Source organism: Tsukamurella sp. DT100 (genome assembly GCF_049844855.1).
GTDB lineage: Bacteria > Actinomycetota > Actinomycetes > Mycobacteriales > Mycobacteriaceae > Tsukamurella.
This window is the reverse complement of sequence record NZ_JBNCLV010000009.1, coordinates 208,071-232,483: the sequence shown is the minus strand read 5'-3', so window position 1 is coordinate 232,483 and position 24,413 is coordinate 208,071. Positions and strand designations below refer to the sequence as shown.

General features: G+C 72.6%; 29 protein-coding genes. 13 read left to right on the top strand and 16 right to left on the bottom strand.

The genetic code is table 11. The features are described 5' to 3' along the window. Positions 1 to 88: 88 nt before the first annotated feature. Entirely contained in the window at positions 89 to 2,134 is a 2,046-nt protein-coding gene (locus tag ACLQ3K_RS21090; protein WP_224646389.1) for an ATP-dependent DNA helicase, read from the bottom strand. Positions 2,135 to 2,185: 51 nt separating this feature from the next. Then, positions 2,186 to 2,836: a GntR family transcriptional regulator gene (locus ACLQ3K_RS21085; RefSeq protein WP_224646388.1), complete on the bottom strand. Its 651-nt coding sequence runs from the start codon at positions 2,834 to 2,836 to the stop codon at positions 2,186 to 2,188. A gap of 90 nt (positions 2,837 to 2,926) precedes the next feature. Between ACLQ3K_RS21085 and ACLQ3K_RS21080 the strand changes: the two genes are divergently transcribed. Next, positions 2,927 to 4,165: an MFS transporter gene (locus tag ACLQ3K_RS21080; RefSeq protein WP_336671585.1), complete on the top strand. Its 1,239-nt coding sequence runs from the start codon at positions 2,927 to 2,929 to the stop codon at positions 4,163 to 4,165. Here the strand turns inward: ACLQ3K_RS21080 and ACLQ3K_RS21075 are convergent. Beyond that, the gene (locus ACLQ3K_RS21075; protein ID WP_426001412.1) at positions 4,078 to 5,037 is read right to left on the bottom strand and encodes a LysR family transcriptional regulator; all 960 of its coding nucleotides are present in this window, start codon (positions 5,035 to 5,037) and stop codon (positions 4,078 to 4,080) included. The two genes, ACLQ3K_RS21080 and ACLQ3K_RS21075, sit on opposite strands and share 88 nt — an antisense overlap. Positions 5,038 to 5,107: 70 nt before the next feature. Between ACLQ3K_RS21075 and ACLQ3K_RS21070 the strand changes: the two genes are divergently transcribed. The 3 genes from ACLQ3K_RS21070 to ACLQ3K_RS21060 all read left to right on the top strand — a co-directional run bounded on the left by ACLQ3K_RS21070 (position 5,108) and on the right by ACLQ3K_RS21060 (position 7,406). After that, on the top strand, positions 5,108 to 5,467 hold the full coding sequence (locus tag ACLQ3K_RS21070) for a nuclear transport factor 2 family protein (RefSeq protein WP_426001411.1): 360 nt from the start codon (positions 5,108 to 5,110) through the stop codon (positions 5,465 to 5,467). Positions 5,468 to 5,499: 32 nt separating this feature from the next. Continuing rightward, positions 5,500 to 6,162, top strand: a complete 663-nt coding sequence (locus tag ACLQ3K_RS21065) for a TetR/AcrR family transcriptional regulator (protein WP_224646384.1) — start codon at positions 5,500 to 5,502, stop codon at positions 6,160 to 6,162. Positions 6,163 to 6,227: 65 nt separating this feature from the next. Next, positions 6,228 to 7,406: an oxygenase MpaB family protein gene (locus ACLQ3K_RS21060; protein ID WP_426001410.1), complete on the top strand. Its 1,179-nt coding sequence runs from the start codon at positions 6,228 to 6,230 to the stop codon at positions 7,404 to 7,406. Between the two features lie 32 nt (positions 7,407 to 7,438). Here ACLQ3K_RS21060 and ACLQ3K_RS21055 read toward each other — a convergent pair whose 3' ends face one another. The 11 genes from ACLQ3K_RS21055 to ACLQ3K_RS21005 all read right to left on the bottom strand — a co-directional run bounded on the left by ACLQ3K_RS21055 (position 7,439) and on the right by ACLQ3K_RS21005 (position 16,968). Further along, entirely contained in the window at positions 7,439 to 8,569 is a 1,131-nt protein-coding gene (locus ACLQ3K_RS21055) for a glycerate kinase (RefSeq protein WP_224646382.1), read from the bottom strand. Positions 8,570 to 8,578: 9 nt separating this feature from the next. Continuing rightward, the gene (gene gcl / locus ACLQ3K_RS21050; RefSeq protein WP_426001409.1) at positions 8,579 to 10,399 is read right to left on the bottom strand and encodes a glyoxylate carboligase; all 1,821 of its coding nucleotides are present in this window, start codon (positions 10,397 to 10,399) and stop codon (positions 8,579 to 8,581) included. Between the two features lie 23 nt (positions 10,400 to 10,422). Continuing rightward, positions 10,423 to 11,304 (bottom strand): 2-hydroxy-3-oxopropionate reductase, encoded by an 882-nt coding sequence (locus ACLQ3K_RS21045; RefSeq protein WP_224646380.1) that lies wholly within the window; start codon positions 11,302 to 11,304, stop codon positions 10,423 to 10,425. Positions 11,305 to 11,353: 49 nt separating this feature from the next. Continuing rightward, a complete protein-coding gene (locus ACLQ3K_RS21040) occupies positions 11,354 to 12,190 on the bottom strand; it encodes a hydroxypyruvate isomerase family protein (RefSeq protein ID WP_426001408.1) in 837 nt (278 codons plus the stop codon). A 223-nt stretch (positions 12,191 to 12,413) separates the two neighbouring features. Beyond that, positions 12,414 to 13,787, bottom strand: coding sequence for a nucleobase:cation symporter-2 family protein (locus ACLQ3K_RS21035; RefSeq protein WP_426001406.1), 1,374 nt, complete (start codon positions 13,785 to 13,787; stop codon positions 12,414 to 12,416). Positions 13,788 to 13,800: 13 nt separating this feature from the next. Continuing rightward, positions 13,801 to 14,706, bottom strand: a complete 906-nt coding sequence (gene pucL, locus ACLQ3K_RS21030; protein ID WP_426001405.1) for a factor-independent urate hydroxylase — start codon at positions 14,704 to 14,706, stop codon at positions 13,801 to 13,803. A 5-nt stretch (positions 14,707 to 14,711) separates the two neighbouring features. Beyond that, entirely contained in the window at positions 14,712 to 15,059 is a 348-nt protein-coding gene (gene uraH, locus ACLQ3K_RS21025; protein WP_224646375.1) for a hydroxyisourate hydrolase, read from the bottom strand. Next, the gene (gene uraD / locus ACLQ3K_RS21020; protein ID WP_426001404.1) at positions 15,056 to 15,577 is read right to left on the bottom strand and encodes a 2-oxo-4-hydroxy-4-carboxy-5-ureidoimidazoline decarboxylase; all 522 of its coding nucleotides are present in this window, start codon (positions 15,575 to 15,577) and stop codon (positions 15,056 to 15,058) included. The genes uraH and uraD overlap by 4 nt, the downstream gene beginning before the upstream one ends. A gap of 117 nt (positions 15,578 to 15,694) precedes the next feature. Further along, positions 15,695 to 16,075 carry a helix-turn-helix domain-containing protein gene (locus ACLQ3K_RS21015; RefSeq protein WP_426001403.1) on the bottom strand — a complete coding sequence of 127 codons (381 nt, stop codon included), beginning with the start codon at positions 16,073 to 16,075 and terminating at the stop codon, positions 15,695 to 15,697. Beyond that, positions 16,068 to 16,310 carry a thiamine-binding protein gene (locus ACLQ3K_RS21010; RefSeq protein WP_224646370.1) on the bottom strand — a complete coding sequence of 81 codons (243 nt, stop codon included), beginning with the start codon at positions 16,308 to 16,310 and terminating at the stop codon, positions 16,068 to 16,070. The genes ACLQ3K_RS21015 and ACLQ3K_RS21010 overlap by 8 nt, the downstream gene beginning before the upstream one ends. Positions 16,311 to 16,422: 112 nt before the next feature. Continuing rightward, positions 16,423 to 16,968, bottom strand: coding sequence for a TetR/AcrR family transcriptional regulator (locus tag ACLQ3K_RS21005; RefSeq protein ID WP_336671597.1), 546 nt, complete (start codon positions 16,966 to 16,968; stop codon positions 16,423 to 16,425). A gap of 71 nt (positions 16,969 to 17,039) precedes the next feature. Here ACLQ3K_RS21005 and ACLQ3K_RS21000 point away from each other — a divergent pair, with 71 nt between their 5' ends. Both ACLQ3K_RS21000 and ACLQ3K_RS20995 read left to right on the top strand, forming a co-directional pair. Beyond that, positions 17,040 to 18,011 carry an alpha/beta fold hydrolase gene (locus ACLQ3K_RS21000; protein WP_426001402.1) on the top strand — a complete coding sequence of 324 codons (972 nt, stop codon included), beginning with the start codon at positions 17,040 to 17,042 and terminating at the stop codon, positions 18,009 to 18,011. Between the two features lie 52 nt (positions 18,012 to 18,063). Beyond that, positions 18,064 to 18,366 (top strand): type II toxin-antitoxin system VapC family toxin, encoded by a 303-nt coding sequence (locus tag ACLQ3K_RS20995; protein ID WP_426001401.1) that lies wholly within the window; start codon positions 18,064 to 18,066, stop codon positions 18,364 to 18,366. A gap of 3 nt (positions 18,367 to 18,369) precedes the next feature. Here the strand turns inward: ACLQ3K_RS20995 and ACLQ3K_RS20990 are convergent, their stop codons facing one another. Beyond that, entirely contained in the window at positions 18,370 to 18,918 is a 549-nt protein-coding gene (locus ACLQ3K_RS20990; RefSeq protein ID WP_336671600.1) for an isochorismatase family protein, read from the bottom strand. Further along, on the bottom strand, positions 18,915 to 20,249 hold the full coding sequence (locus ACLQ3K_RS20985) for a nicotinate phosphoribosyltransferase (protein ID WP_426001399.1): 1,335 nt from the start codon (positions 20,247 to 20,249) through the stop codon (positions 18,915 to 18,917). Before ACLQ3K_RS20985 ends, ACLQ3K_RS20990 begins: the two co-directional genes overlap by 4 nt. A gap of 18 nt (positions 20,250 to 20,267) precedes the next feature. Here ACLQ3K_RS20985 and clpS point away from each other — a divergent pair, with 18 nt between their 5' ends. From clpS to ACLQ3K_RS20950, 7 genes are read left to right on the top strand one after another with little or no spacing between them, the layout of a single operon-like run. Beyond that, a complete protein-coding gene (gene clpS / locus ACLQ3K_RS20980; protein WP_224646359.1) occupies positions 20,268 to 20,615 on the top strand; it encodes an ATP-dependent Clp protease adapter ClpS in 348 nt (115 codons plus the stop codon). Next, the gene (locus ACLQ3K_RS20975; RefSeq protein WP_224646357.1) at positions 20,616 to 21,224 is read left to right on the top strand and encodes a DUF2017 domain-containing protein; all 609 of its coding nucleotides are present in this window, start codon (positions 20,616 to 20,618) and stop codon (positions 21,222 to 21,224) included. It abuts the gene before it with no gap. Positions 21,225 to 21,252: 28 nt separating this feature from the next. Next, a complete protein-coding gene (locus ACLQ3K_RS20970; RefSeq protein ID WP_336671602.1) occupies positions 21,253 to 21,693 on the top strand; it encodes a M67 family metallopeptidase in 441 nt (146 codons plus the stop codon). Continuing rightward, positions 21,693 to 21,965 (top strand): MoaD/ThiS family protein, encoded by a 273-nt coding sequence (locus tag ACLQ3K_RS20965; protein WP_224646353.1) that lies wholly within the window; start codon positions 21,693 to 21,695, stop codon positions 21,963 to 21,965. Before ACLQ3K_RS20970 ends, ACLQ3K_RS20965 begins: the two co-directional genes overlap by 1 nt. Beyond that, on the top strand, positions 21,962 to 22,930 hold the full coding sequence (locus ACLQ3K_RS20960) for a cysteine synthase (protein ID WP_336671603.1): 969 nt from the start codon (positions 21,962 to 21,964) through the stop codon (positions 22,928 to 22,930). The genes ACLQ3K_RS20965 and ACLQ3K_RS20960 overlap by 4 nt, the downstream gene beginning before the upstream one ends. 36 nt (positions 22,931 to 22,966) lie before the next feature. Beyond that, positions 22,967 to 23,617, top strand: a complete 651-nt coding sequence (locus ACLQ3K_RS20955) for a rhomboid family intramembrane serine protease (protein WP_336671604.1) — start codon at positions 22,967 to 22,969, stop codon at positions 23,615 to 23,617. Positions 23,618 to 23,645: 28 nt separating this feature from the next. Next, a complete protein-coding gene (locus tag ACLQ3K_RS20950) occupies positions 23,646 to 24,407 on the top strand; it encodes a cyclic nucleotide-degrading phosphodiesterase (protein WP_426001398.1) in 762 nt (253 codons plus the stop codon). Positions 24,408 to 24,413: the final 6 nt, after the last annotated feature.

Below are 24,413 nucleotides of genomic sequence, written 5' to 3'. Positions count from 1 at the left end.
GGGCGAGTACTTCCGCCCCACGCGGGCCCCCGCGCGGCCCCACCTGCGGGCCTTTCCGGTTGTGCCCGGACGGGTCCGGAACCGCGGGTCAGGACTGCGAGAGGCGCTGCAGCGCCGCCACCGCGGTGGCGCGGTCCGCCGTCTCCCAGAACGGCGGCAACGAGGCGCGCAGGAAGCCGCCGTAGCGGGCCGTCGCGAGGCGCGAGTCCAGGACGGCGACCACACCCTTGTCGTCGGTGGAGCGCAGGAGGCGGCCCACGCCCTGCGCGAGCAGTAGGGCCGCGTGGGTGGCCGCGACCGCCATGAAGCCGTTCCCGCCCCGCGATTCGACGGCGCGCTGCCGGGCTGTGAGGAGGGGGTCGTCCGGCCGCGGGAAGGGGATCCGGTCGATGAGCACGAGCGAGAGCGACGGCCCCGGCACGTCGACGCCCTGCCACAGGCTGAGCGTGCCGAACAGGGACGTCGCCGGGTCCGCGGCGAAATCCCGCACGAGCTGGCCGGTGTTGCCCTCGCCCTGGCACAGGATGGGCGTGTCCACGCGCTCGCGCAGGGCCTCCGCGGCGGCCTTCGCGGCGCGGGTGGAGCTGAACAGGCCCAGAGTGCGCCCGCCCGCGGCCGTCAGCAGCGTCTCGATCTCGTCGAGGATCGCGGGCGCCGTGCCGTCGCGCCCGGGCGGCGGCAGCTTCGTGGCGACGTACAGGATCCCCGACCGGGGGTAGTCGAAGGGCGAGCCGACGTCGATGTGGCTCCACTCGAGGTTTCCGTCCGGCTTCTTGCCGGTCGCCAGCGCCGGGTCCCGGTCGGGCTCGGGCGTCGGTGCGTCGCCGCCCGCGCGCGGCAGGCCCCACGAGCCGGCGACGGAGTCGAAGGCGCCGCCCACCGCGAGCGTCGCCGAGGTGAGCACGACCGTCGACTCGCCGAATAGGCGCGTGCGCAGCAGGCCGCCGACCGACAGCGGCGCGACGTACAGCGTCCGACGGAAGCCGCCGCCGCGGTTCGGGACGTCGGAGGTCCACACCACGTCGCGGCGTTTGGACTCGTCGGGCTCGTCGAAGGCGGTGAGCACGCGGACCGCGGTGTCGTGCACGTCGTCGAGGGCGGTGAGTGCTGCGCTGCGTGCCGCGGCGGCGTCGGCGTCGAGGTTGGCGCCGCGCGCCGGGCCGACGGCGGTGCGGGTGGCCCATGCGGCGTCGCGGACGGCGGCGAGGGCGGGGCCGGCACCGTCGGGCAGGCCGAGCCAGCGCCGCGTGCCGGAGTCGTCGAGCAGGCGGGTGAGGCCCTCCGAGGCCGCGACGAGGGAGTCGGCGATCTCCTCCTCGACGAGCTTGCCCGCGCGGCGGGCCGCCGCCGCGACGGTCGCGCCCGTGAGCTCGGCGGTGGCGACCGAGGTCACCCGGTCCACCAGCTCGTGCGCCTCGTCGACGATGACGGCGTCGTGCTCGGGCAGCACCTTGACCTCGGTCATCGCGTCGATCGCGAGGAGCGCGTGGTTGGTGACCACCACGTCCACCTGGCCGGTGCGCTTGCGCGCCGCCTCGGCGAAGCAGTCCTGACCGTAGGTGCAGTTGGTGGCGCCGAGGCACTCGCGGGCGCCGACGCTGACCAGCCGCCAGGACTGGTCGCTCACGGCGGGGGTGAGCTCGTCGCGGTCGCCGGTCTCGGTGTCGCTGCTCCACTCGCGCAGGCGCTTCATGTCCCGGCCGAGCCGCGACGCGGCGAAGGGGTCGAACAGCTCCTCGCTGTCGGGCTCGGAGGCCACTGAGCTGTGCAACTTGTTGAGGCACAGGTAGTTCCCCCGGCCTTTGAGGATGGCGAACTCGGGCTCCCGGCCCAGGTCCGGCTTCAGCGCCTTCGCCAGGCGGGGCAGGTCGCGGTCCACGAGCTGCTGCTGCAGCGCGATGGTCGCCGTGCTCACGACGACGGTCTTGCGGGAGGTCACGGCGTGCCGGATCGCGGGCACGAGGTAGGCGAGCGACTTGCCGGTGCCGGTGCCGGCCTGCACGGCGAGGTGCTCGCCGGTGTCCAGCGAGTGGGCGACGGCCGCGGCCATCCGCACCTGGCCCTCGCGCTTGCTGCCGCCGAGCGCGGTGACCGCGGTGTCCAGCAGTTTCGGCACGATCGGCGGTTCGCTCACCCGGGGAGTCTAGCCGTCCGGCGGCGTCGCGCCGGGGAGGCCCGGCCGGGGCTACAGGTGCGGGCCGCCGGTGCCGTAGCTGTCGCGCTGATGGGCGTCGAGGAGCCGCGTGAACTCGATGGTGTCGCCCGCGACGGCGGCCGCGAGGACGGCGCGGTGGTCGGCGATCGTGTGGTCGGCGTCCCCGATGATGCGGCCGGCGTGATGGGTCAGGGAGAACCGCTGCCGGTCCCGCAGGCGCGCGTAGGTCGCGGACATCAACTCGTTGTCCGCGAGGTCGACGAAGGCGCTGTGGAAGGCCATCGCGGCCTCGGCGAAAGCGGGGAAGTCGCCGGCCCGCAGCGCCCGCTCCTGCTCCGCGAGGTTCGGCTGCATGCGCTCGTCGAGATCCCGCCGCGCCGCCTCGCCGGAGTGGAAGACGCCCGCGGATTCCAGGGCCAGCCGCAACTGGGCGGACTCGCGGATCTCCCGCGGGGTGAGCCCCTGCACCTGCGCGCCGCGCTGGGCGTAGATGCGGACCCAGCCCTCCTCCTGCAGCCGCGCCAGCGCGGCGCGCACGGGAGTGCGGCTCATCGAGAGCTCGCCGGCCAGCGCGTTCTCGCTGAGCATCGTGCCCGGTTCGAGACCGCCGCCCACGATGGCGTCGCGGATGTGGGCGTGCGCGCGCTCGGCCGCGGTGGGGGCGCCGTCGGCTGCGGGCATGACGCTCCTTCGCTGCGAGATGTCGTGGGACCTCTGGACAGTACCCGGCTCATTAGGATACAACTGGGATACAAGTTGGAAGGACGGGGCATGAGCGTGGACATCGAGGTCGAGGCCGGTTCAGTGCGGGAGCGGGTGCAGCGCCGCACCCTCGCCGTCGTCATGTTCGCCCAGGTGCTCGGCGGCGCCGGGCTCGCGGCGGGCGTCACCGTCGGGGCGTTGCTCGCGCAGGAGATGCTCGGCTCGGAGGCGCTCTCCGGGCTGCCGGTCGCCGTCTTCACCTTCGGCTCCGCGGGTGCGGCCTACCTGGTGGGACGGATCAGCCAGCGCTCCGGCCGGCGGCTCGGGCTCGCGGCGGGCTTCGCGACCGGCGCCGTCGGCGCGGCCGGGGTGGTCCTCGCCGCGGGCATCGGGAGCGTTCCGCTGCTGTTCGCCTCCTTCCTGCTCTACGGCGCGGGGACGGCGACGAATCTGCAGGCGCGGTACGCGGGCACGGACCTCGCGGCGCCCGCGAAGCGCGCCACCGCGGTGAGCCTCGCGCTGGTGTCCACCACGCTGGGCGCGGTGGCCGGTCCCAACCTGGTCACGCCGCTCGGCTCCCTCGCGCGCGGGCTCGGGCTGCCGGCGCTGGCCGGCCCCTTCCTGCTCGCGGGCGTCGCCTTCGCCGCGGCCGGTGCCGTGATCCTCGTGCTGCTCCGTCCGGACCCACTGCTGCTCGCCCGCGAGCTCGGCGCCGTCCCCGAGGCCGCGGCGGGGGCGCCCGGCGGGGGCGTCCGGCCCGCGGCCTTCCTCGGCGCGGCGGTCATGGTGGTCACCCAGATCGCGATGGTCGCGGTGATGACGATGACGCCCGTGCACATGGCGGCGAACTCGCACGGGCTCGGGGCCGTCGGCATGGTGATCGGCCTGCACATCGCGGGCATGTACCTCCCGTCGCCGATCACGGGCGTCCTCGTCGACCGGATCGGTCGCGTCCCGATGGTGGTCGCCTCGGGCGTCGTGCTCGCCGCCGCGGGCCTGGTCTCCGCCCTCGTGCCCGGGGAGTCGCTGGCGGTCAACATCGTCGCGCTCGTGCTGCTCGGCGTCGGCTGGAACATCGGGCTGGTCGCGGGGACCGCGCTCGTCGTCGACGGGACCGACCTCGCCGACCGGGCCCGGGTGCAGGGCAAGGTCGACGTGCTCATCGCGGTGGCCGGCGCGGGCGGCGGCCTCGCCTCCGGCATGGTCGTCTCGGCGTGGACCTACCCGGCGCTCGGGCTCGGCGTCGCGGCGCTCACGGTGGTCGCGCTCGGCGCGGCCCTGACCCGCTGGCGGCCCGCGGCCGCCTGATCGCCAGCGAGGTGCTCGCGCAGCGTGCGGGTCATCGCGCCCGCGGCCGCCGACGGTGCCGCCCGCGTCGCGAGGGACAACTCGGTCCGGGCCGACCGGGCCAGGGGCACCGTCGCCAGGCCGGGCCTCCCGGCCGCCATCGACGCGGTGAGCACCGCGACCCCCGCCCCGTGCTCAACGAGGGCGAGCAGTGCCTCGGGGGAGTGCGCCTGCACCGTCGGCTCGACGACGGTGCGGTCCGCGGCGCACGTGATGTCGAGCGCGGCGCGCACGCCGGTGCCGCGCGGCAGGCACAGCACCGTCGCACCGGCGAGGTCGGCGCAGTCGGCGGACTCCCGCCGGGCCCAGGGGTGGCCCTCCGGCACGACGACGGTGAGCGGCTCACGGATCAGCCGGTGCGCGGCGAGGGGCTCCGGCAGCGGCCGGGCGTGCGCGACGAGCGCGACGTCGAGCGCTCCGGCCACGAGGTCGGCGACGAGGTCGTCCGAATCGCCCTCCACGACGTCGACGGTGACCGCGGGGTGCGCGACGCGGAACGCCGCGAAGCCCGTGAGGTAGCCCGGGATCGTGCACCCGATGACGGTCCCGAGCCGCACGTGGCCGCGGACGACGCCGGTCAGCTCGTCGGCGACGGTCCGCACGGCGTCCACGGCGGCGAGCACGGCCCGGGCGTGCGGCAGCAGCTCCGCCCCCTCGGACGTGAGGCCGACGGTGCGCGCCCCGCGTTCGAGCAGGCGGTGGCCCAGTTCGCGTTCGAGCTTGGCGACCTGCGCGGAGACGCCGGACTGGGCGACGTGCAGTGCGTCGGCGGCGGCCGTGAACGAGCCGCGGTCGGCGACGGCGACGAGGTAGCGGAGCTGGTGCAGTTCCATCACTGATGATGATAGTTCGAATCAGAGACAGCTGTTGGACTTCTGACTGCGTCGGCCGCAGAGTGGAGTCATGACCGAGAACAGCACGCCCCGCCGGATCGCCGAGACCTACTTCCGCTGCTGGGAGGCCAAGGACTTCGCCCCGCTCCGCCCGTACCTGGCACCCGACTGCGTCTTCACCGGGGTCTTCGGCGTCGCGCACGGGCCCGACGAGTTCCTCCAGGGGCTCGGCGGCATGGCGCAGGCCACCGACTCGCTCGAGGTCCGCGCCCGTCTCGCGGACGATCGCGATGTGATCACCTGGTTCGATCTGGGCATGGGCGGCGCGACCGCGACCGCGGTCGCGAACTGGACCCGCGTCGAGGACGGCCTGATCACCGCGGTGAACGTCACCTTCGACCCGCGCGAGATCCTCGCCGCCTCCGCCTGATCCGCGGGCGTCGCGGGCGATACGCTGGCCCGATGACCGAGACCGAGGGGCGCCGCTACAGCGGCGCGAGCGCCGAGGCGCGCCGCGAGGAGCGGCGCGCGCGGTTCCTCGACGCCGCGCTCACCGTGGTCGCCCGCGACGGCGTCGCTGCGGTGAGCGCGCGTTCGCTGTGCGCCGAGGCGGGCCTGCACGCGCGCTACTTCCGCGAGGCCTTCGACTCGCCGGACGACGTGCTCACCGCTGCCTTCGACGTGATGGCGGCGGAGCTCATGGGTGATGTCGCCACCGCGATCGCGGCGGTCGCGCCAGAGGCGCCCGACGTCGTCGAGCGGAAGGTGCGGGCGGGCGTGCGCAGCTCGCTCGGCGCGATCAGTGCCGATCCGCGCCGGTCCGCCCTGCTCGTCGGCGCGGACGTGCATCCCGGCCTCCGGGCGCGGCGGGAGGCGCTGATCGACCTGCTCGCGGGAGCCATGGCGGCCCAGGCCGAGGAGATCCTCGACGACCCGCCGGAGCACGAGGATGCGCAGCTGTCGGCGCGGATGATCGCGGTGGGCGGGATGCACCTGGCGATCGCGGCGAGTGCCGGCCGGATCGACGCCTCGCCCACGACGGTCGAGGAGATCATGGTGGCGGGGATCCTCAGCAACCGAGAGCTGTCCGCGGTGCTCAGGCGCCTGCGGGCGGCGTCCTCCTAGGCGGCGGGGAGACCGTTACGGGATTGTGGCTACAGGATGTAGCCAGATTGGGTTACGCTCGGATCATGACCCTCGCAGCCCCCCGCACCGTCGACACCCCGGCACGCTTCGACCGCGACCCCGAGTGGGCCGCCGGCAGTGTGCGCGCCCTCCGGCTCCTGCAGAAGGATCGCCGCCCGTTCACGGCGGAGGAGATCGCCTGGGCGGGCGAAGCGGTGGACCGCGGCGACGAGCTCGGCAACCGGCTCGGCCGCGCGATGATCGACGACCGGGCCTACTCGATGCGCGACCTCGACGCGGCGCTGGCGTCGGGCGCCACGGAGAACCCCGAGCTCCAGGAGCTGCTGGACGCGGTCGGCGCCGCCGCGACGCCCGCCTGGGTGGACTTCGACGCCTGCGAGCGCGGCGCCGCCGTCTGCCGGCGATCCGGTTCGCTCGGGCTCGACGTCCTCGCGACGGCGTCGCTCATGACCGGGTACACGACCTCCGCGACCACGCGCCAGCTCGTCGCGACGGGCGGCATGGTCGACGGGGTGGACGCCCGCATCCACGAGACCACGCAGTGGTGGTCGGAGATCATCGGCGGCGACGTGCGACCGCACGGGCTCGCCTGGCGGTCGGCCGTGAAGGTCCGGGTGATCCACGGCCTCGCCAACACGACCCTGCTGCGCCGCGACGACTGGGACCGGGCGCAGTGGGGCGTGCCCATCAACCAGTCCGACCAATTGGGCACGCTCGGCCTCTTCTCCACGACCTTCCTGCTCGGTCTGCGCGCGCTGGGCATGCCCGTCTCCGCGGACGAGGGCCGCGACGTGATGGCGCTGTGGCGCTACGTCGGCTGGCTGCTCGGCCTCGACGAACACGTCCTGCCCGCGACCGAGGGGGAGGGCCGGCGCCGCATGGTGCAGATCGGCCAGTACGCGCCCGGACCCGACGCGGACTCCGCCGTCCTCGGCCGCGCGCTGTACGGCAACTGGGGCCGGCACCGGTACCCGGTCGCGCAGGGGCTGCGGCGGGGCTTCTATCAGCGTTACCTGGGCAGCCTCGAGGGCGTCTTCGCCGGCCGACAGGGCCTGCGCGACCTGGGGCTCCCCGCCGAGCTGCCGTGGGCCGTGCCCGTCGCGTGGGCGAGCCACGCGCCCGTCCAGGTCGCGGCCCGGTTCTCGCCCGCCGCTCGGCGCTGGGCGACGGTGCGCGGCGAGCGTCAGATCGCCACCTGGCTGCGCCGCAACGGCCCCCGCTGACCGTCCCCGCTCGGCGGCCGGGCCGGCGCCGATCAGCCCAGCCGGCCGCCGGCGCCCGCGGCGATGGACCGGCCGATGCGGCGCAGCAGCTCGGCGGCGTTCGCCATCGAGCGCGCGGGATCGGGCTCGATCTCGGACAGCGCCATCGCGCGCCGGAAGCCCGCCGCGTGGATCTGCTCCGCGGTGAGCGCGCTGCGCCCCGCCACCGCGATGACCGGCACCCCGGCCGCGCGGGCCGCGGAGGCGACGCCGACCGGCGCCTTGCCGTGCAGCGATTGTGCGTCGAGTGACCCCTCGCCCGTGATCACGAGGTCAGCCGCCCGGACCTTGTCCGCGAAGTCGGCGAGCTCCAGCACGATGTCGACGCCCGGCCGCGCCTCGGCGCCGAGAACCGCCATCGCGCCGAAGCCCGTGCCGCCCGCGGCCCCCGCGCCCGGCGTCTCCCGCAGGTCGGCGCCCGTCGCCTCCGCGACCACGTCGGCCCAGGTGCGCAGGGCGCCGTCGAGCAGGGTGACCTGCGCGGCGGTCGCCCCCTTCTGCGGGCCGTAGACCGCGGCCGCGCCGTCGGGTCCGAGCAGCGGATTGTCGACGTCGCACGCGAGCGTGAACCGCGCGCCGCGCGCCTCGGGGAGCAGGCCGGCGAGGTCGACGCGCGCGGCCTGCAGCAGTGCGGTGCCGCCCGGCCGCACGGGCTCGCCCGCGCGGTCGGTGATCGACACGCCCAGCGCCTGCAGCATGCCGGCGCCGCCGTCGGTCGAGGCGCTGCCGCCGAGGCCGAGGACGATGTGCTGCGCCCCGTGTTCGAGCGCGTGCCGGATCACCGTGCCCAGGCCGAAGGTGGTGGCGCCGAGCGCGTCCGGCTCGCGGCCGGGCAGCAGCTCCAGGCCGACGGCCGAGGCGAGCTCGACCACGGCCGTCGGGCCGCCGCGGGCGTACGACGTCGTGTGCGGGACCCCGGTCGGGCCGGTGGTCTCCACCGCGACCCGCTCCCACCCCGCGGCCACGGCGGCGTCGACGGTGCCGTCCCCGCCGTCCGCGATGGGGGCGCGGACGCACACCCAGTCCGGCGCGACGTCCGCGATACCGCGGGCGAGGGCGTCCGCGACGCCCGCCGCGGACAGGGAGCCCTTGAACTTGTCGGGCGAGAGCAGCACCGTCGTCATCGCGTCCTCCTAGTCGAGCAGCAGGAGGGCGGTGGGCGCGTCGGTGCCGACGGTCGCGAGATCCTCGAACTCGGCGACGTTGTCGAGCTCGGTGCCCATCGCGATGTTGGTGACCCGCTCCAGGAAGATCTCGACGACCACGGGCACCTTGTGCTCACGGGCCATCTGCTGCGCGCGGGTGAGCGTCGCGGCGATCTCCGCCGGGTCGGTCACGCGCACGGCCTTGCAGCCCAGGCCCTCCGCGACCTTGACGTGGTCGACGCCGTAGCCCTTGGGGGCCAGGGGCATCGGGTCCGAGCCGGTGGTGCTGTGGGCGTCGTCGACATCGGCGTTGATGTTGTCGAAGCCCAGCTGGACCTGGAAGTCCATGTCGAAGGCGCGCTGCGCCTGCCGGATCAGGCCCAGGTACGAGTTGTTCACCACGACGTGGACGTAGGGCAGGTTGAACTGCGCCGCGACCGCCAGTTCCTCGATCATGAACTGGAAATCGTAGTCGCCCGAGAGCGCCACCACGTCGGTTCCGGGCGCGGCCTTGACCACGCCGAGGGCCGCGGGGATGGTCCAGCCCAGCGGGCCGGCCTGCCCGCAGTTGATCCAGTGGCGCGGCTTGAAGACGTGCAGGAACTGCCCGCCGGCGATCTGCGAAAGACCGATCGTGCTGACGTACCGGGTGTCGCGGCCGAAGGCCTTGTTCATCTCCTCGTAGACGCGCTGCGGCTTGATCGGCACGTCGTCGAAGTGCGTGCGGCGCTGCATGGTCCGCTTGCGCTCGGCGCAGGACTCGACCCAGGCGGAGCGGTCCGCCAGCGTGCCGGCGGCCCGCCGTTCCCGGGCGACCTCCACGAACTGCTCCAGCGCGGCCCCGGCGTCGGAGACGATGCTGTAGTCCGGCGCGAAGACCCGGCCGATCTGGGTGGGGTCGATGTCCACGTGGACGAACGTCCGGCCCGCGCGGTAGGTGTCGAGCCCGCCGGTGTGCCGGTTCGCCCAGCGGTTGCCGATGCCCAGCACGAAGTCCGAGGCGAGCATCGTCGCGTTGCCGTAGCGGTGCGCGGTCTGCAGGCCCACCATGCCCGCGGCGAGGCGGTGGTCGTCGGGGATCGTGCCCCAGCCCATGAGGGTCGGGATGACGGGGACGTCCAGCAGCTCGGCGAGCTCGACCAGCTTGTCGGAGGCGTCGGCGTTGATGATGCCGCCGCCGGCCACGAGGAGCGGGCGCTCGGCCGCGGCCAGCATGTCCAGCGCCTTCTCCGCCTGCGCGCGGGTCGCGGCGGGCTTGTGCACGGGCAGCGGGGTGTAGGTGTCCGGGTCGAACTCGATCTCGGCGAGCTGCACGTCGATGGGCAGATCGATGAGGACGGGGCCGGGCCGACCCGAACGCATGAGGTGGAAGGCCTGCGCGAAGACGCCCGGCACCTGCGCGGGCTCGAGCACGGTGACGGCCATCTTGGTGACGGTCTTCGCGATGGACGCGATGTCGACCGCCTGGAAGTCCTCCTTGTGCAGGCGCGCGACGGGCGCCTGGCCGGTGATGGCGAGGATGGGGATGGAATCGGCCATGGCCGAGTACAACCCAGTGATCATGTCGGTGCCGGCGGGGCCGGACGTGCCGATGCAGACACCGATGTTGCCGGCCTCGGCGCGGGTGAAGCCCTCCGCCATGTGCGAGGCGCCCTCGACGTGGCGGGCCAGCACGTGGCCGATGCCGCCGTGCGCGCGCATCGCCGCGTAGAAGGGGTTGATGGCGGCGCCGGGCACGCCGAACGCCTGGGTGGCACCCTCGAGCTCCATGATCTTGACCGCTGCTTCGGCGGCACGCATACGAGCCATGTCAGTTCTCCAATGTCTTCGGGTTAGGACGTGCGGCCGGACAGGCGCTCGACGCCGCGCAGCAGCGCGGAGTGGTCGAGGGAGCCGTCGCCGTTGGCGCGGGCGGAGGCCATGAGCTGGGCGACGAGGCCGCCGAGCGGTGCGACGACGCCGGCCTCGCGGGCGGCGGCGGTGACGATGCCGAGGTCCTTGTGGTGCAGCTCGATCCGGAAGCCGGGCTCGAACTCGCGGTCCAGCATCTTCTGCGCCTTCTGGTTGAGCACGGCGGAGCCCGCGAGCCCGCCGCCGAGCACCTGGACGGCGGCGGCGGTGTCCACGCCGTACGCCTCGAGGAAGACGATGGACTCGGCCAGGAGCTGGATGTTGCCGGCCACGATGAGCTGGTTCGCGGCCTTGACGGTCTGCCCGGAGCCGTTGGGGCCCACGTGCACGATGGTCTTGCCGACCACGTCGAGCACCGGCTGCGCCGCGGCGAAGTCCTCGGGCGTGCCGCCGACCATGATCGACAGCGCTGCGTTGATCGCGCCCGCCTCGCCGCCCGACACGGGCGCGTCGATGAGCCGGAAGCCGCGTTCGGCGGCCTGCTTCGCGAGCTCGGTCGTCACGTCGGGCCGGATGCTGGAGAAGTCGATGATCAGCGCGCCGGCGGGGGCGTTGTCGAAGACGCCGCCCTCGCCCGCGAGCACGGCCTGCACGTCGGGGGAGTCGGGCACCATCACCGCGATGACCTCGGCGTCGGCGACGGCGTCGGCGATCGAGGCGGCGGCGCGGCCGCCGGCGTCGACGAGCGGCTTGGCCCGTTCGGGGGTGCGGTTGAAGCCCGCCACCGTGTGGCCGGCGTTCGCGAGGTGCACGGCCATGGGGCTGCCCATGATGCCGAGTCCGATGAAGGCGATGTTCGTCATGAGATTCCTTGTGTCGGGTCGTCGATCGGAGGATCGGGTGGCTGGGGGCTCAGGAGGCGGCGACGACGCGGGCCGCGCGTTGCTCGCGGGGGAGCCAGGCGAAGGGATCGTCCTGGGTCTGCTTGTACTCCAGGCCGATCGGCCCGCGGTAGCCCACGCGCTCGAGGTGGGCGAGGTGGCCGTCGAGGTCGAGGGTCCCGGTGCCGGGCTCGCCGCGGCCGGGATCGTCGGCGATCTGGACGTGGCCGATCAGGCCGGCGTGGGTGTCGATGGCGGCGGCGACGTCGTCGCCGTTGACCTGCAGGTGGTACAGGTCGGCGAGCAGTCGCAGGGAGTCGACGCCGGACTGCTCCCGGACGCGGTCGATGACGGTCACGGCGTCGGCCGCGGTGAGCAGCGGGTAGCGCGGGGCGCCGCTGACCGGCTCGATGAGGACGACGGCACCGATCCCGGCGGCGGCGCGGCCCGCGGCGGCGAGGTTCTCGGCGGCGACGGCGTCCTGCTCGGCGGGGTCGCCGCCGTCGATCCGGTTGCCGTACAGGGCGTTGAAAGCGGGGATGCCCAGGCGCTCGCCGATGCCGACGACGACGTCGATGTTGTCGCGGAACTCCGCGACCCGGGCGGGATCGGAGAGGATGCCGCGCTCGCCGCCGGGCATGTCGCCGGCCGCGAAGTTCAGGCCCGTGAGCTGCACGCCCGCGTCCTCGATCGCCGTCACGAAGGCGTCGACCTGGCGGTCGCTCGGCACGGCCGTGGGGAACGGCCACCAGAACTCGACGGCCTCGAAGCCGGCCTCGCGGACCGTGCGGGGCCGATCGAAGATCGGGGTGTCGGCGAGCAGGATCGAGCAGTTGACCGTGTACTTGGCGGGGGCGTTCGCGTTCATGGGGGCTCCTTCATCAGGCGGGGCGTACGGGCGATGCAGGTTCTGGCGAGGTCCGATACGACCTGCAAGCTTTCGCCTGTCGGAAAGATCATTTCCGTACAATGGAATTGTGACATGTGATGGTGGTCACGTCAAGGGGTTCGGGAAGAGGAGAGCCGGAGTGCGCATCGCACACTCCGGCTCTCGTCGAGGCGGTGCGGCCGGGCGGCCGACCGGGCGTGCCTCAGTCGCCGTTCGGGATCGGGTTGCCGCGTTCGTCGGGGGCCGCCGCGAACACCGAGACGTCGGGTCGGTTGCCCGCCGTGATCTCGTTGAACAGGAAGTTCAGGACCACCGCGACCACGGCGGCGGCGCTGATCCCCGAGTGCATGACCGTGCCGACCGCGGTCGGGAAGGCGTGCCAGAAGTCGGGCGCCGCCACGGGGATCATGCCCATGCCGATGGAGACGGCGACGATCACCATGTTGAGGTTGCCGTCGAAGTTCACGCGGGAGAGCGTCTTGATGCCGCTGGCGGCCACGGAGCCGAACAGCACCAGGCCGGCGCCGCCGAGCACGGGGTAGGGGATCGCCGCGATCACCCGGCCCACGACGGGGAGCAGTCCCAGGAACGCGAGGATGCCGCCGCCCATCGCCACCACGTACCGGCTCTTGATCCCCGTGAGCGCCACCAGGCCCACGTTCTGCGCGAACGCGCTGCACGGGAAGGCGCTGAACGCGGGGGCCACCGCGGTCGAGAGCATGTCGGCGCGCAGACCGTTGGCGACCCGCTTCGAATCGACGGGGGTGCCGACGATCTCGCCGATGGCGAGGATGTCGGCCGTGGTCTCCGTCATGATCACCAGGATCACGATCGTCATCGAGATGATGGCGCCGATCTGGAACGTCGGGCTGCCGAAGTGCATGACCGGCGGCAGCGAGAAGATCGGTCCGTCACCGACCTTCGAGAAGTCGAGCTTGCCCATGAAGGCGGCGATGACCGTGCCGACGACGATGCCGATGAGGATCGACAGCCGCGAGATCGCGCCCTGGAACAGGCGGCTGATCACCAGGATGATCAGCACCGTGGCGCCGGCCAGCCCGATGTTGGCCATCGAGCCGTAGTCGGCGGCCTTGGCGTTGCCGCCCTGCGCCCAGTTGAAGGTCACGGGCAGCAGCGACAGGCCGATCACCGTGATGATCGTGCCCGTCACCACGGGCGGGAAGTACCGCACCAGTTTCGCGAACACGGAACTGAGGACGAGACCGATCAGGCCGGCGACGATGATCGCGCCGAAGATGGGCCGCACGCCGCCGTCCTGCGCGATCGCGGTCATCGTCGAGACGCTGGCGAACGAGAGGCCCTGCACGATCGGTAGGCGCGCGCCGAGCGGGCCGATGCCGATGGTCTGCAGGATCGTCGCGAGGCCGCTCACGAACAGGCCCGCGGTCACGAGCAGGCTCATGTCCGTGGCGGACAGGCCCGCGGCGCCGCCCACGATGAGCGGGGGCGCGATGACGCCGCCGTACATCGTCAGGATGTGCTGGAGCCCGTAGACGAAGGTCTTGCCGAGCGGGAGGCGTTCGTCCTCGGGCCGGACCTCGGTGGCTGTGGTCATGGTCGTCGCCCCGCTAGCAGAATCCGGGCACGCCGTGCCACGCCGAGCCGGCGTCGGAGGCGTCGTCGCGCACGACGCTCGCCTCGATCAGGCCGTAGGGGCGGTCGGCCGCGATGAACACCTCGCCGGGGTTCTCCACGCCGAAGGGGGAGAGGTCCACCAGGAAGTGGTGCTTGTTCGGCGCCGAGAACTTGATCTCCGCGACCTCGGGGTGCTGCTCGAGCACGGACTGGCCCATGCCGTACAGGGTCTGCTGCAGTGCCTTGCTGTGGATCTCGGCGAACCGCTGGAGCATGATCGCGCGGATCGAGTCGAAGGACTTGTCCCAGTCCACGTCCGTGTGGTCGTAGCGCCACTTGGCGACGAGCGACGTGGCGAGGATCCGGTCGTCGGTCTCCTGCAGCGTCGTGTACTTGTCCTTGAGGAAGCCGTGGAACTCCGAGCCGGTGGACTTGAGCAGCGTCAGGTCGTGGATGCCGGACACCACGTGCGCGCGGCGGTCGGCGCCGCGGCCGTCGACGTTGACGACGGTGGACCGTACTCCGCCGCCGGAGCGGACGAAGGCGTGGTCGTGGCCGGCACCGTCGACCTGGATCCGGTCCCAGGGGTACTCGTGCACCTCGATGCGAGCGCCGTCGGCCTTGGGGGTGGAGTCGATGAAATGACCGCCCAGCGTGAGGGCGTAGTCCTCGATCGCGCCGATGCCCTTCTCCTTGGCGAAGGCGAACGAGGTGTTCTTCTGGGTGTCGGTCGGCAGCACCGCCGCCTGGTCGCCGCTGATGTGGGCGTCCTGGAAGTCGCCGCGCAGCGCCGAGGACACGTTGAGGTCGCGGATCGTGTGCCGGGCGGTGTCGCGGTAGATCCGCACCACGCGGTTCTCCGCCTTGCCGTACTGGTTGGGGCCCAAGTGGATTGCCATGGTGGTCAGCTTCCTTTGTAGGTGGAGTAGTGGAACGGGCTGAGGAGGAGCGGGACGTGGTGGTGGGGAACGGCGCCGTCGACCGCGATCAGGCGGAAGGTGATGGCGACCTCGGGGAAGAAGTTCTCCTGCCCCGTGGCCGTGGAGTACGTCGCGGTGTCGAAGGTCAGGCGGTAGACGCCGGCGGCCAGGTCGTCCGGGCCGAGGTCGCGGATCCGGCCGTCGTCGTCCGTGACGCCCTGTGCCACGGATTCGACGGTGCCGTCCGGCCCGACCCGGTCCATCCGGATCGGGACCCCGGCTGCGGGGACACCGCGCGCGGTGTCGAGGACGTGGGTGGTGACCGTGCTCATGACTGCCTCTCTGCGAGTTCGTCTTCCAGTTCGAGGACCCGGGCGAGGCGGCGCAGCGCGATCCCGCGGAGCTCGCGGGCGACTTCGGCGGCCTCGGCGTCCGGCGCGTTCTCGAGCCGCCGGTGCAGCTCGGCGAGCACCGTCGTCGCGTCCAGTCCCGCGGCGTTGATCAGGAAGACGCGGTCGAACCGCTCCTCGTAGGCGCCGTTGCCGGCGAGGAGGGCGGCCTGCGTCTGCGTGTCGGTGGCGACGCCCGACTGCTCCTTGCGGGACCACGCGGCCTCGGTGGAGGCGCCCGCGGCGCGCTCGCCGATCCGCGGATGGGAGGCGAGTGCGCGATCCACGTCGGCGGGGGTGAACGCCAGGGCCGCGGTGCCGGCCACCCGGAGGGCGTCGGAGGCATCGGCGTAGGGCCGTCCGCCGATGACCGCATCGCTCCAGGAGCGCACATCGCAACACGCGAGTAGAGTCGCCCGGATATCGGCCTCAGGCGCCGAGTTGAAGTCTTCGAGGTCCATCTGACCTGCCTTCTTTCGGTCTGCGGAAGAGGTTTTCCACTGATCGAAGAATGGCATGTGATCTGAGTCACGTCAACAGTTTGTTGAAAAATGTTGCCGAGCGTCGCTCGGTCCAGGTCAGGCGCGCAGGCGGTTGAGGTAGTTGTACACGGTGAACCGGGTGACTCCGAGCGCCTCGGCCACCGTCTCGGTGGACTTGCGGAAGGTGAACGCGCCGCGCTCCTCGAGCAGGCGAACGGCTCGCTGCTTGTCCTTGCGGTCCAACTCGTTCAGGGGTGCTCCCAGTTCCTCCGCGAGCCGCTCGAGGAGGGTGTCCAGGTCGCCGGCGAGGGGTTCCGCCGGGTCCGTGGCGGAGAGGCGCACGCCACCCACGATGCGGCCCTCCCAGCGCAGCGGCACGTCCGACGGCCGCAACTCGGCCACTGTCACGACGGTGCCGTCGATCCGGTCCACGAGGTCCTGCACGGCCTCGAGCAGCGGATGTCCGGGTTCAGTCATCGGTCCGCTCGATCTGCACGGTGACGCGAGTCGCGCCGCCTGTGAACGCCGCATCGAGGGCGTCCCGCAGTGCGTCGAGCACGGAATCGCGGTCACCCTCCACGGAGGTGCCGAGCGGACCGAAGTCGTGTTCCAGGCCGGCGGCCCGCAGTGCTCCGACGGCGCGGTCGGCGTGCGTCGGCACCGTTCCCTCGCCCTCGAAGGGTTCGCTGGTGAATTCGGCGGTCAGGCGCATGTCTGCACTGTAGCCCCGCCCCGATCGGAACTTAACAGCGTTAGCCCGCACTGCTTCCTGGGGAAACGTGTGCATCCGGTGCTCACTACCCGCGGGTCGGGTCCGGCGCGCGTCAGGTCCGGCGCGGGGCCGGGCCGGCGAGGTCGCGGACGGCGGCTTCGGCTTCGTCGGCGGTGACGACGCCGATCAGCGCGCGGTAGGCGAAGCCGTCCGCCGCGGCGAGGAGGGCCCGCGCGCGGTCGCGGTCACCGTCGAGCAGGTCCGTCGCGAGGTCCTCGGCGCCCCGCAGCGTCTCGTCGACGATCGCGCGGAGGCCGGGATCGGTGACCGCCTCGGCGAGGTAGGCGTACCAGACCTTCGCGCCGAGACGTCGCGCGCCGTCGCGCGGGATCGCGTGGGTGAGCAGCATCGTCAGGGCCTCGCCCGGATCGTCCGGGACGGGGTGGGCCCGCTCCGCCAGCGCCAGGTACGACGTGAGTGCGTGCCGGACGATGGCGTCGCGGGTGGGGAAGTAGTGCTGGATGCGGCCCATCGAGATGTCGCCGCGCGCGGCGATGGCGCGGAGGGTGACGGCGGCGATGCCCTCCTCGGCGATGATCGTCCATACGACGCGGTCGATCTCGGCGCGACGTTCCTCGTGGTCCACCTGCTTCGGCACCCGTCGATCGTAGCAATGCGAGTGCATCGCGAACTTGTTACAATGCGAATGCATTGTCAAGGAGGTGCGACATGGGACGACGGATCCGGCGAGCGGTGATGGTCGGAGCGGTGGCGGCGGTGGTCCTCGGTGCGGTGGGCGCCTACCTCGTGCGCGATCCGAGCCCCGTCGGGTACTGGCGGTCGGCGGACGCCCGCGCGACGTACCTCGAGCGGTACGACCGCGCCCTCCGCGACCTGCCGGCACCGTCGGAGACGCGGGACGTGCGCACCGGGTACGGCATCGTCCGCGCCTACCGGTTCGGGACGCCCCGGCCCGGGGAGGCGCCGATCCTGTTGGTGCCGGGGCGATCCTCGGGTGTCCCCATGTGGGCGGACGTAGTGGCGCGCCTGCGCGACCGGGAGGTCTACGCCGTCGACGCGCTGGGCGATGCAGGCATGAGCGTGCAGGACCGGCCGCTGGCCGGCGCCGACGACCAGGCGGCCTGGCTCGCGGAGACGATGACGGCCCTCGGGATCGGCCGCGCGCACCTCGTCGGGCACTCCTTCGGCGCGTGGAGCGCCGCGAACCTCGCGGTGCGCCATCCCGATCGGGTCGCCACCCTGACGCTGTGGGAGCCGATCCTCGTCTTCGCCGGGCTGCGCTGGCAGATGTACGTCGCGACGCTGCCCTCGGCGTTGCCCTTCCTGCCCGAGTCGTGGCGGCGGAAGGGACTCGCGTCCATCGGCGGGGCCGACGAGGCCGACACCACCGGCAGCCCGATCGGCGCCATGATCGACGCCGGCGCGGCGGGGTACCGCGCCGCGCTCCCGACGCCCGTCCAGCCCGACGACGCCGCGCTCGCGCGACTGACGATGCCCGTCTTCGTCGGACTCGGCGGCCGGAGCACGGTCACCGACACCGCTGCCGCCGAGCAGCGGGCCCGCACCCTGCCGAACGCGACGGTCCGCGTCTGGCCGGACGGGACGCACTCGCTGCCGATGGAGTACCCCGACGAGCTCCTTGCCGAACTGTCGGCCGTCCAGGCCCGGCAACCGTCGTGACCTGTTGTACGTACATGTACACAGCCGTACAAACCGTCCATGACCACCGTCAGTGCGCGCGGGTCTTGCGTCGGATGAGACGACGCGATTGCTCGAGCTGGTCGGCCGGCTCGACCTGTATCCGTTGGATGACCCCACTGCGCACCTGGCGCTGTCGCTCGCGGTGTCCTACGGGCTCCGAGCCGCGGACTCCGTGCACCTCGCGACGGCGATTGCCGCGGGTGCCGATCGCTTCCTGACCAACAACCGCAAGGACTTCCCGAAGTCGATCCGCGAGATCGACGTCATCTACCCGGACGACCTCCCGGATCCCGGCGACGACCCCGCGGGCCCCGGCGACGAATCCGGCGAATGATTCTCAGGCCACCGTGATCCCGGCGGCCGCGAACTCCGCCAGCGCGGCCCGCGTCGACTCCTCGGCGACGCCCGCGGTGTAGTCGGCGAGCACGCGCACCGTCAGGCCGGCGGCCACGGCGTCGAGGGCGGTGGCGCGCACGCAGTGGTCGGTGGCGATGCCGACCACGTCGACCGACGAGACGTCGTGCGCCGCCAGCCATTCCGCGAGCGAGGCGCCGTCCGGATCGTGCGCCTCGAAACCCGAGTACGCCGCCGAGTAGGCGCCCTTGCTGAACACCGGCACCCGCACCGGCAGCCGCAGGTTCGGGTGGAACTGCGCGCCCTCGGTGCGCGCCCGGCAGTGCACCGGCCACGAGTCCACGAAGTCCGGGGTCGCGGAGAAGTGCGCGCCGGGGTCGATGTGCCAGTCGCGGGTCGCGGCGATCACCGGATAGGACTCCAGCAGGTCGTCGTGGATGCGCCGCGCCACCTGCGCGCCGCCCGCGACGGCCAGCGAGCCGCCCTCGCAGAAGTCGTTCTGCACGTCCACGACGATCAGCGCCGTCGTCATCGCTTCTCCTCCAGGCGGGTCGGAATCGCGGGCTCGCCGTTCGACAGGCCCAGGCCCTCCCACGGCAGCGTCACCAGGGCGTTGCGCAGGTGCGCGCGCGCGTCCTCGAGGGTCGGCAGCCCGTCGACCTGGTCGCCGCCGCGCACCAGCGGGATCTGCAGCGGCGTCGCGGTGAGGTGCGCCGGCACCGTCGGGGTGGCCCCGGGCCGGTGCAGCAGCTCCTCGACGATGGTGCCGGTGCCGCGCGCGAGCCGCACGGCGCGCTTCTCGCCGCCCTGGGTCTCCTTGTGCGAGCTGCGTTTCGCGACGGGCAGGCCGTCGACCTCGACGAGCTTGTAGACCATCCCCGCGGTGGGGGCGCCCGAGCCGGTGACGAGCGAGGTGCCGACGCCGTAGACGTCGATCGGCTCCGCGCGCAGCGCGCCGATCGCGTACTCGTCCAGATCGCCCGACACCACGATCTTGGTCCGCGTCGCGCCCAGGCCGTCGAGCTGCGCCCGCACCTGCCGGGTGATGATGCCGAGGTCGCCCGAATCGATCCGCACGCCACCGAGCTCCGGTCCCGCGGCCCGGACCGCGCGGTTGACGCCCTCGGTGATGTCGTAGGTGTCCACCAGCAGCGTGGTACCGGGCCCCTGCGCCGCGACCTGGGCCGCGAAGGCGGCCTCCTCGTCGGGGCCGTCCGGGCCGGTGTGCAGCAGGGTGAAGGCGTGCGCGGCCGTGCCGCCCGACGGGACGCCGTACGTCCGGGCCGCCTCCATGTTGGAGGTCGTGGCGAACCCGGCGAGGTAGGCCGCGCGGGCGGAGGCCACCGCGGCGCGCTCGTGCGTGCGCCGCGAGCCCATCTCGATCAGCGGGCGCCCCGCGGCCGCGGACACCATACGGGCGGCGGCGGAGGCGATCGCGCTGTCGTGGTTGAGGATCGACAGGATGAGCGTCTCCAGGATCACGCCCTCCGCGAAGGTGGCGCGCACCGTCAGGAGCGGGGAACCGGGGAAGTAGAGCTCGCCCTCGCGGTAGCCGTCGATCTCGCCGGTGAACCGGTAGTCCCTGAGCCAGGCCAGCGTCTCCGCGTCGAGGAAGCGCTCGACGACGGCGAGCTCGGCGGGCCCGAACCGGAACCGGCGGAGCTCGTCGAGCACCCGCGTGGTGCCGGCCACCACGCCGTACCGGCGGCCCGCCGGGAGCCGTCGCGCGAAGACCTCGAAGACACAGGGCCGGTGCGCCGTGCCGTCCTTGAGGGCCGCCGCGAGCATGGTGAGCTCGTACTGATCCGTGAGCAGGGCGGAGCTGCGCCAGGAGGAGTCGGCCCCGTTTTCATCTACCGTCACACTGGGTACCCTAGAACCATGACCGACAGCAGCGCAGCGGCCCCGGGAAGTGACGGTGGTCCGGGCGGAGGTTCCACTGCTGCCCAGCCCGGTACGTCCGCGGTGCTCGAACGCAAGACCGACGAGGCGCTCGACAAGCCCTGGGTCACCGTGGTCTGGGACGACCCGGTGAACCTCATGTCGTACGTGACCTTCGTGCTCCGGAAGCTGTTCGGCTTCAGCACGGCCAAAGCCAAGGAACTGATGATGCAGGTGCACACCGAGGGGAAGGCCGTGGTCTCCACGGGCGACCGCGACAAGGTGGAGGCCGATGTCCGCAAGCTGCATGCGGCCGGCCTGTGGGCGACGATGCAGCGAGACGACTGAGTGCGTAACTGGCAGGTCAAGCGGGGCGTGCGCGGCGATGTCCGCTTCGTCTCGAAGATGGATCCGGAGGAGGTCGGCCTCGTCCGGTCCCTCGTCGGCTCCCTGGTCGAGTTGTTCGACGAGCGGGAGGACTCGGCACCGCACGACGACCTCGCCGAGCTGACCGGGTTGCGGACCGGCCACGCCGAGCCGCCCCAGGAGACCGTGCTGCAGCGCTTGCTGCCCGACTTCTACCGGCCCGACGCCAACGCGCCGGGCGCGACCGAGGCACCGTCGGGCGAGTTGGCCCGCGACCTCAACGGCGCGCTCCGCTCCCTCAACGAGCCCGAGGTGATCGACGCCAAGCGCGATGCCGCACAGACGGTGCTCGCCACCCTGCCCGAGCGGGCCGGCACCGTCTCCCTCACCGAGTCCGAGGCGCAGGACTGGCTGACCTGCATCAACGACCTGCGGCTCGCGCTCGGCACGCTGCTGGGCATCACCGCGGACCTGCCCGACGGGCCGTCCTCCGAGGACCCGGCCCGGGCCGGGCACGTCGACGTCTACCACTGGCTCTCGGCGATGCTCGACGTGCTGGTCTCGGTGATGCTCGACCGCGAGCCGGAATAGCGCGCGCCCGGCGGCGGTTGCACGGCACATGACGGAGCCGGGCCCGCCGCGCGGGTTGACGATCAGGCGCGACCTGGTGGAGCGGATGATCGCGCACGCGCGCCGCGACCACCCCGACGAGGCGTGCGGCGTCATCGCCGGGCCCGAGGGCTCCGACCGCCCCGAGCGGTTCATCGAGATGCTCAACGCGGAGCGCTCGCCCACGTTCTACCGCTTCGACTCGGGCGAGCAACTGCGCGTGTGGCGCGGGATGGACGACGCCGACGAGGAGCCGGTGGTGATCTACCACTCGCACACGGCCACCGAGGCCTATCCCTCCCGCACCGACGTGAAGTTCGCCTCCGAGCCGAACGCCCACTACGTCCTGATCTCCACCCGCGACGAGCTCGGCCCCGACGCCGAGGTCCGCAGTTACCGCATCGTCGATTCCGTGATCACCGAAGAGCCCGTCCACATCCTGGAGGATTGATGTCCGTCACCGTGTCCATCCCGACCATCCTGCGCCCGCTCACCGGCGACCAGAAGCGCGTGCCCGCCGACGGCGCGACGCTCGCCGCCGTCATCGACGACCTCGAGACCCGCCACGCCGGGATCAAGGACCGGCTCATCGCCGACGGCGCGCTGCACCGGTTCGTCAACGTCTACGTCGACGACGAGGACGTGCGGTTCACCGGCGGCCTCGACACCCCCGTCGCCGACGGGGGCACCGTCACGGTGCTTCCCGCGGTGGCGGGCGGATGAGGTTCGACTCGCTGCTCGACTCGCTGGGCGGGACGCCGCTGGTCGGGCTGCCGCGCCTGTCGCCCCGCTGGGACGGGTCCGACGGTGCGCCCTCCGTCCGGCTGTGGGCCAAGCTCGAGGACCGCAACCCGACGGGGTCGATCAAGGACCGCCCGGCGCTGCGGATGATCACGGAGGCGGAGGCCGACGGCCGGCTCCGTCCCGGCGACACCATCCTCGAGCCCACCTCCGGAAACACCGGGATCAGCCTCGCGATGGCCGCGAAGCTCAAGGGCTACCGGCTGGTGTGCGTGATGCCCGAGAACACCTCCGCGGAGCGGCGCCAGCTGCTCACCATGTACGGCGCCGAGATCATCTCCAGCCCTGCCGCGGGCGGCTCCAACCGCGCCGTGGCGGAGGCGAAGAAGCTCGCCGCGGAGCACCCGGACTGGGTGATGCTCTACCAGTACGGCAACCCCGCGAACGCCCGCGCGCACTACACGGGGACGGGGCCGGAGCTGCTCGCCGACCTGCCCGAGATCACGCACTTCGTCGCAGGTCTCGGCACGACGGGCACGCTCATGGGCACCGGCCGCTACCTGCGCGAACACGTGCCCGGCGTGCAGATCGTCGCCGCCGAGCCGCGGTACGGCGAGCTCGTCTACGGGCTCCGTAACCTCGATGAGGGCTTCGTCCCCGAGCTCTACGACGAGACGGTCCTGACCCGGCGGTTCTCCGTGGGCGCCTACGACGCGGTGCGCCGCATGCGGCAGCTCATCGACGACGAGGGGATCTTCGCCGGCGTCTCCACCGGCGGGGTGCTGCACGCCGCGCTGGGCGTCGCGAACAAGGCCCTGGCCGCGGGCGAGCGCGCCGATGTGGCCTTCGTCGTCGCGGATGCGGGATGGAAGTATCTGTCGACCGGCGCGTACGACGGTACGTTGGAAGATGCGGAGGAGGCCCTCGACGGCCAGCTCTGGGCGTGAGTGAAGCACCGCCTCCGCTCGCGCGAGGAGGTCGCCATGACGGTTCCCATCAAGGACGAGCGGTCGCCCGTGCGGCGGGTGGCCGGGAGCACGGCCGGACGGTCCGCGATCGTGATCGCGGTCTTCGTCGCCGCGCTATGGGCCATCGAGGTCGTCGACACCGTCGCCGGCAACTCCCTGGACCAGTGGGGCATCCACCCGCGTGAGGGTGGCGACGCGATCCGCGGGATCGCCGCCGCTCCGCTCCTGCACGGCGGTTGGGAGCACCTGGCCGCCAACAGCGTTCCGGCGCTGATCCTCGGTTTCCTGGGCCTGATCGCTGGTGCCGGCCGGTTCCTGCTCGCCACCGCGATCATCTGGCTGGTGTCGGGCGTCGGCGTGTGGGTGACGGGCGGCACGAACACCGTGGTGATCGGGCTGTCGGGGGTGCTGTTCGGCTGGATGACCTACCTGGCGGTGCGGGGGCTGTTCACCCGCAAGCCGCTCGACATCATCGTCGGCGTGACGCTCATGGTGCTCTACGGAGGCATGCTGTGGGGCGTTCTGCCCGGTCAGCCCGGTGTCTCGTGGCAGGCGCACCTGTGGGGCGCCGTCGGCGGCGTGCTCGCGGCGGTGCTGCTCGGGCGCCGCGCCCGCACCGAGTCCGGACCTGGCAATTCCCGTGAGGTCGGCGCGATTGCCTCGTGACGATCGCGGATCTGGCAGCATGTGCTTCATGCGTCTCACCATCCTCGGGTGTTCCGGCAGCGTCGGCGGTCCTCGGGCGGCCTGCTCGGGATACCTCTTGGAGGTGGACGGGCAGGATCCGGTCGTCATGGATTTCGGACCCGGGGTGTTGGGGGAGTTGCAACAGCGAGTCGACCCGAACACGGTCACCGTCATGCTCTCGCACCTGCACGCCGACCACTGCCTCGACGTGCCGTCGCTGCTCGTGTGGCGGCGCTACCACCCGGAGCCCGCGGTGGGCCGCGCCCGCCTGATCGGCCCCGCGGACACCCCGCAGCGCCTAGGGCGCGCCTCCGCCGAGTCGGCGGCGATGCTCGACGACATCTCCGACACGTTCGACTTCTCCGCGTGGGCCGAGGGTGAGGACCACGTCGTGGGCGGCCTCACCGTGCGTCCCTTCCGCATGTTCCATCCGCCCGAGTCGCACGGCTTGCGGATCACGTCGCCGAGCGGCAAGGTCCTCGCGTACACGGGCGACACCGGCGTCTGCGACAACCTCGTCGAGGTCGCCCGCGGCGCGGACGTGATGCTGGCCGAGGCCAGCTGGACGCACGACCCCGCGAACCGCCCGCTGGGCGTGCACCTCTCGGGCGTCGAGGCCGGCCAGGCCGCCGCGGATGCGGGCGTCGGGCGGCTGCTGCTCACCCACATCCCGCCGTGGACCTCGCGCGAAGCGGTGCTCGCCGAGGCGCGCTCCGTCTACGACGGGCCGGTCCACGCCGTGACGGGCGGCGACGTCTTCGAGCTCTAGCGCCCC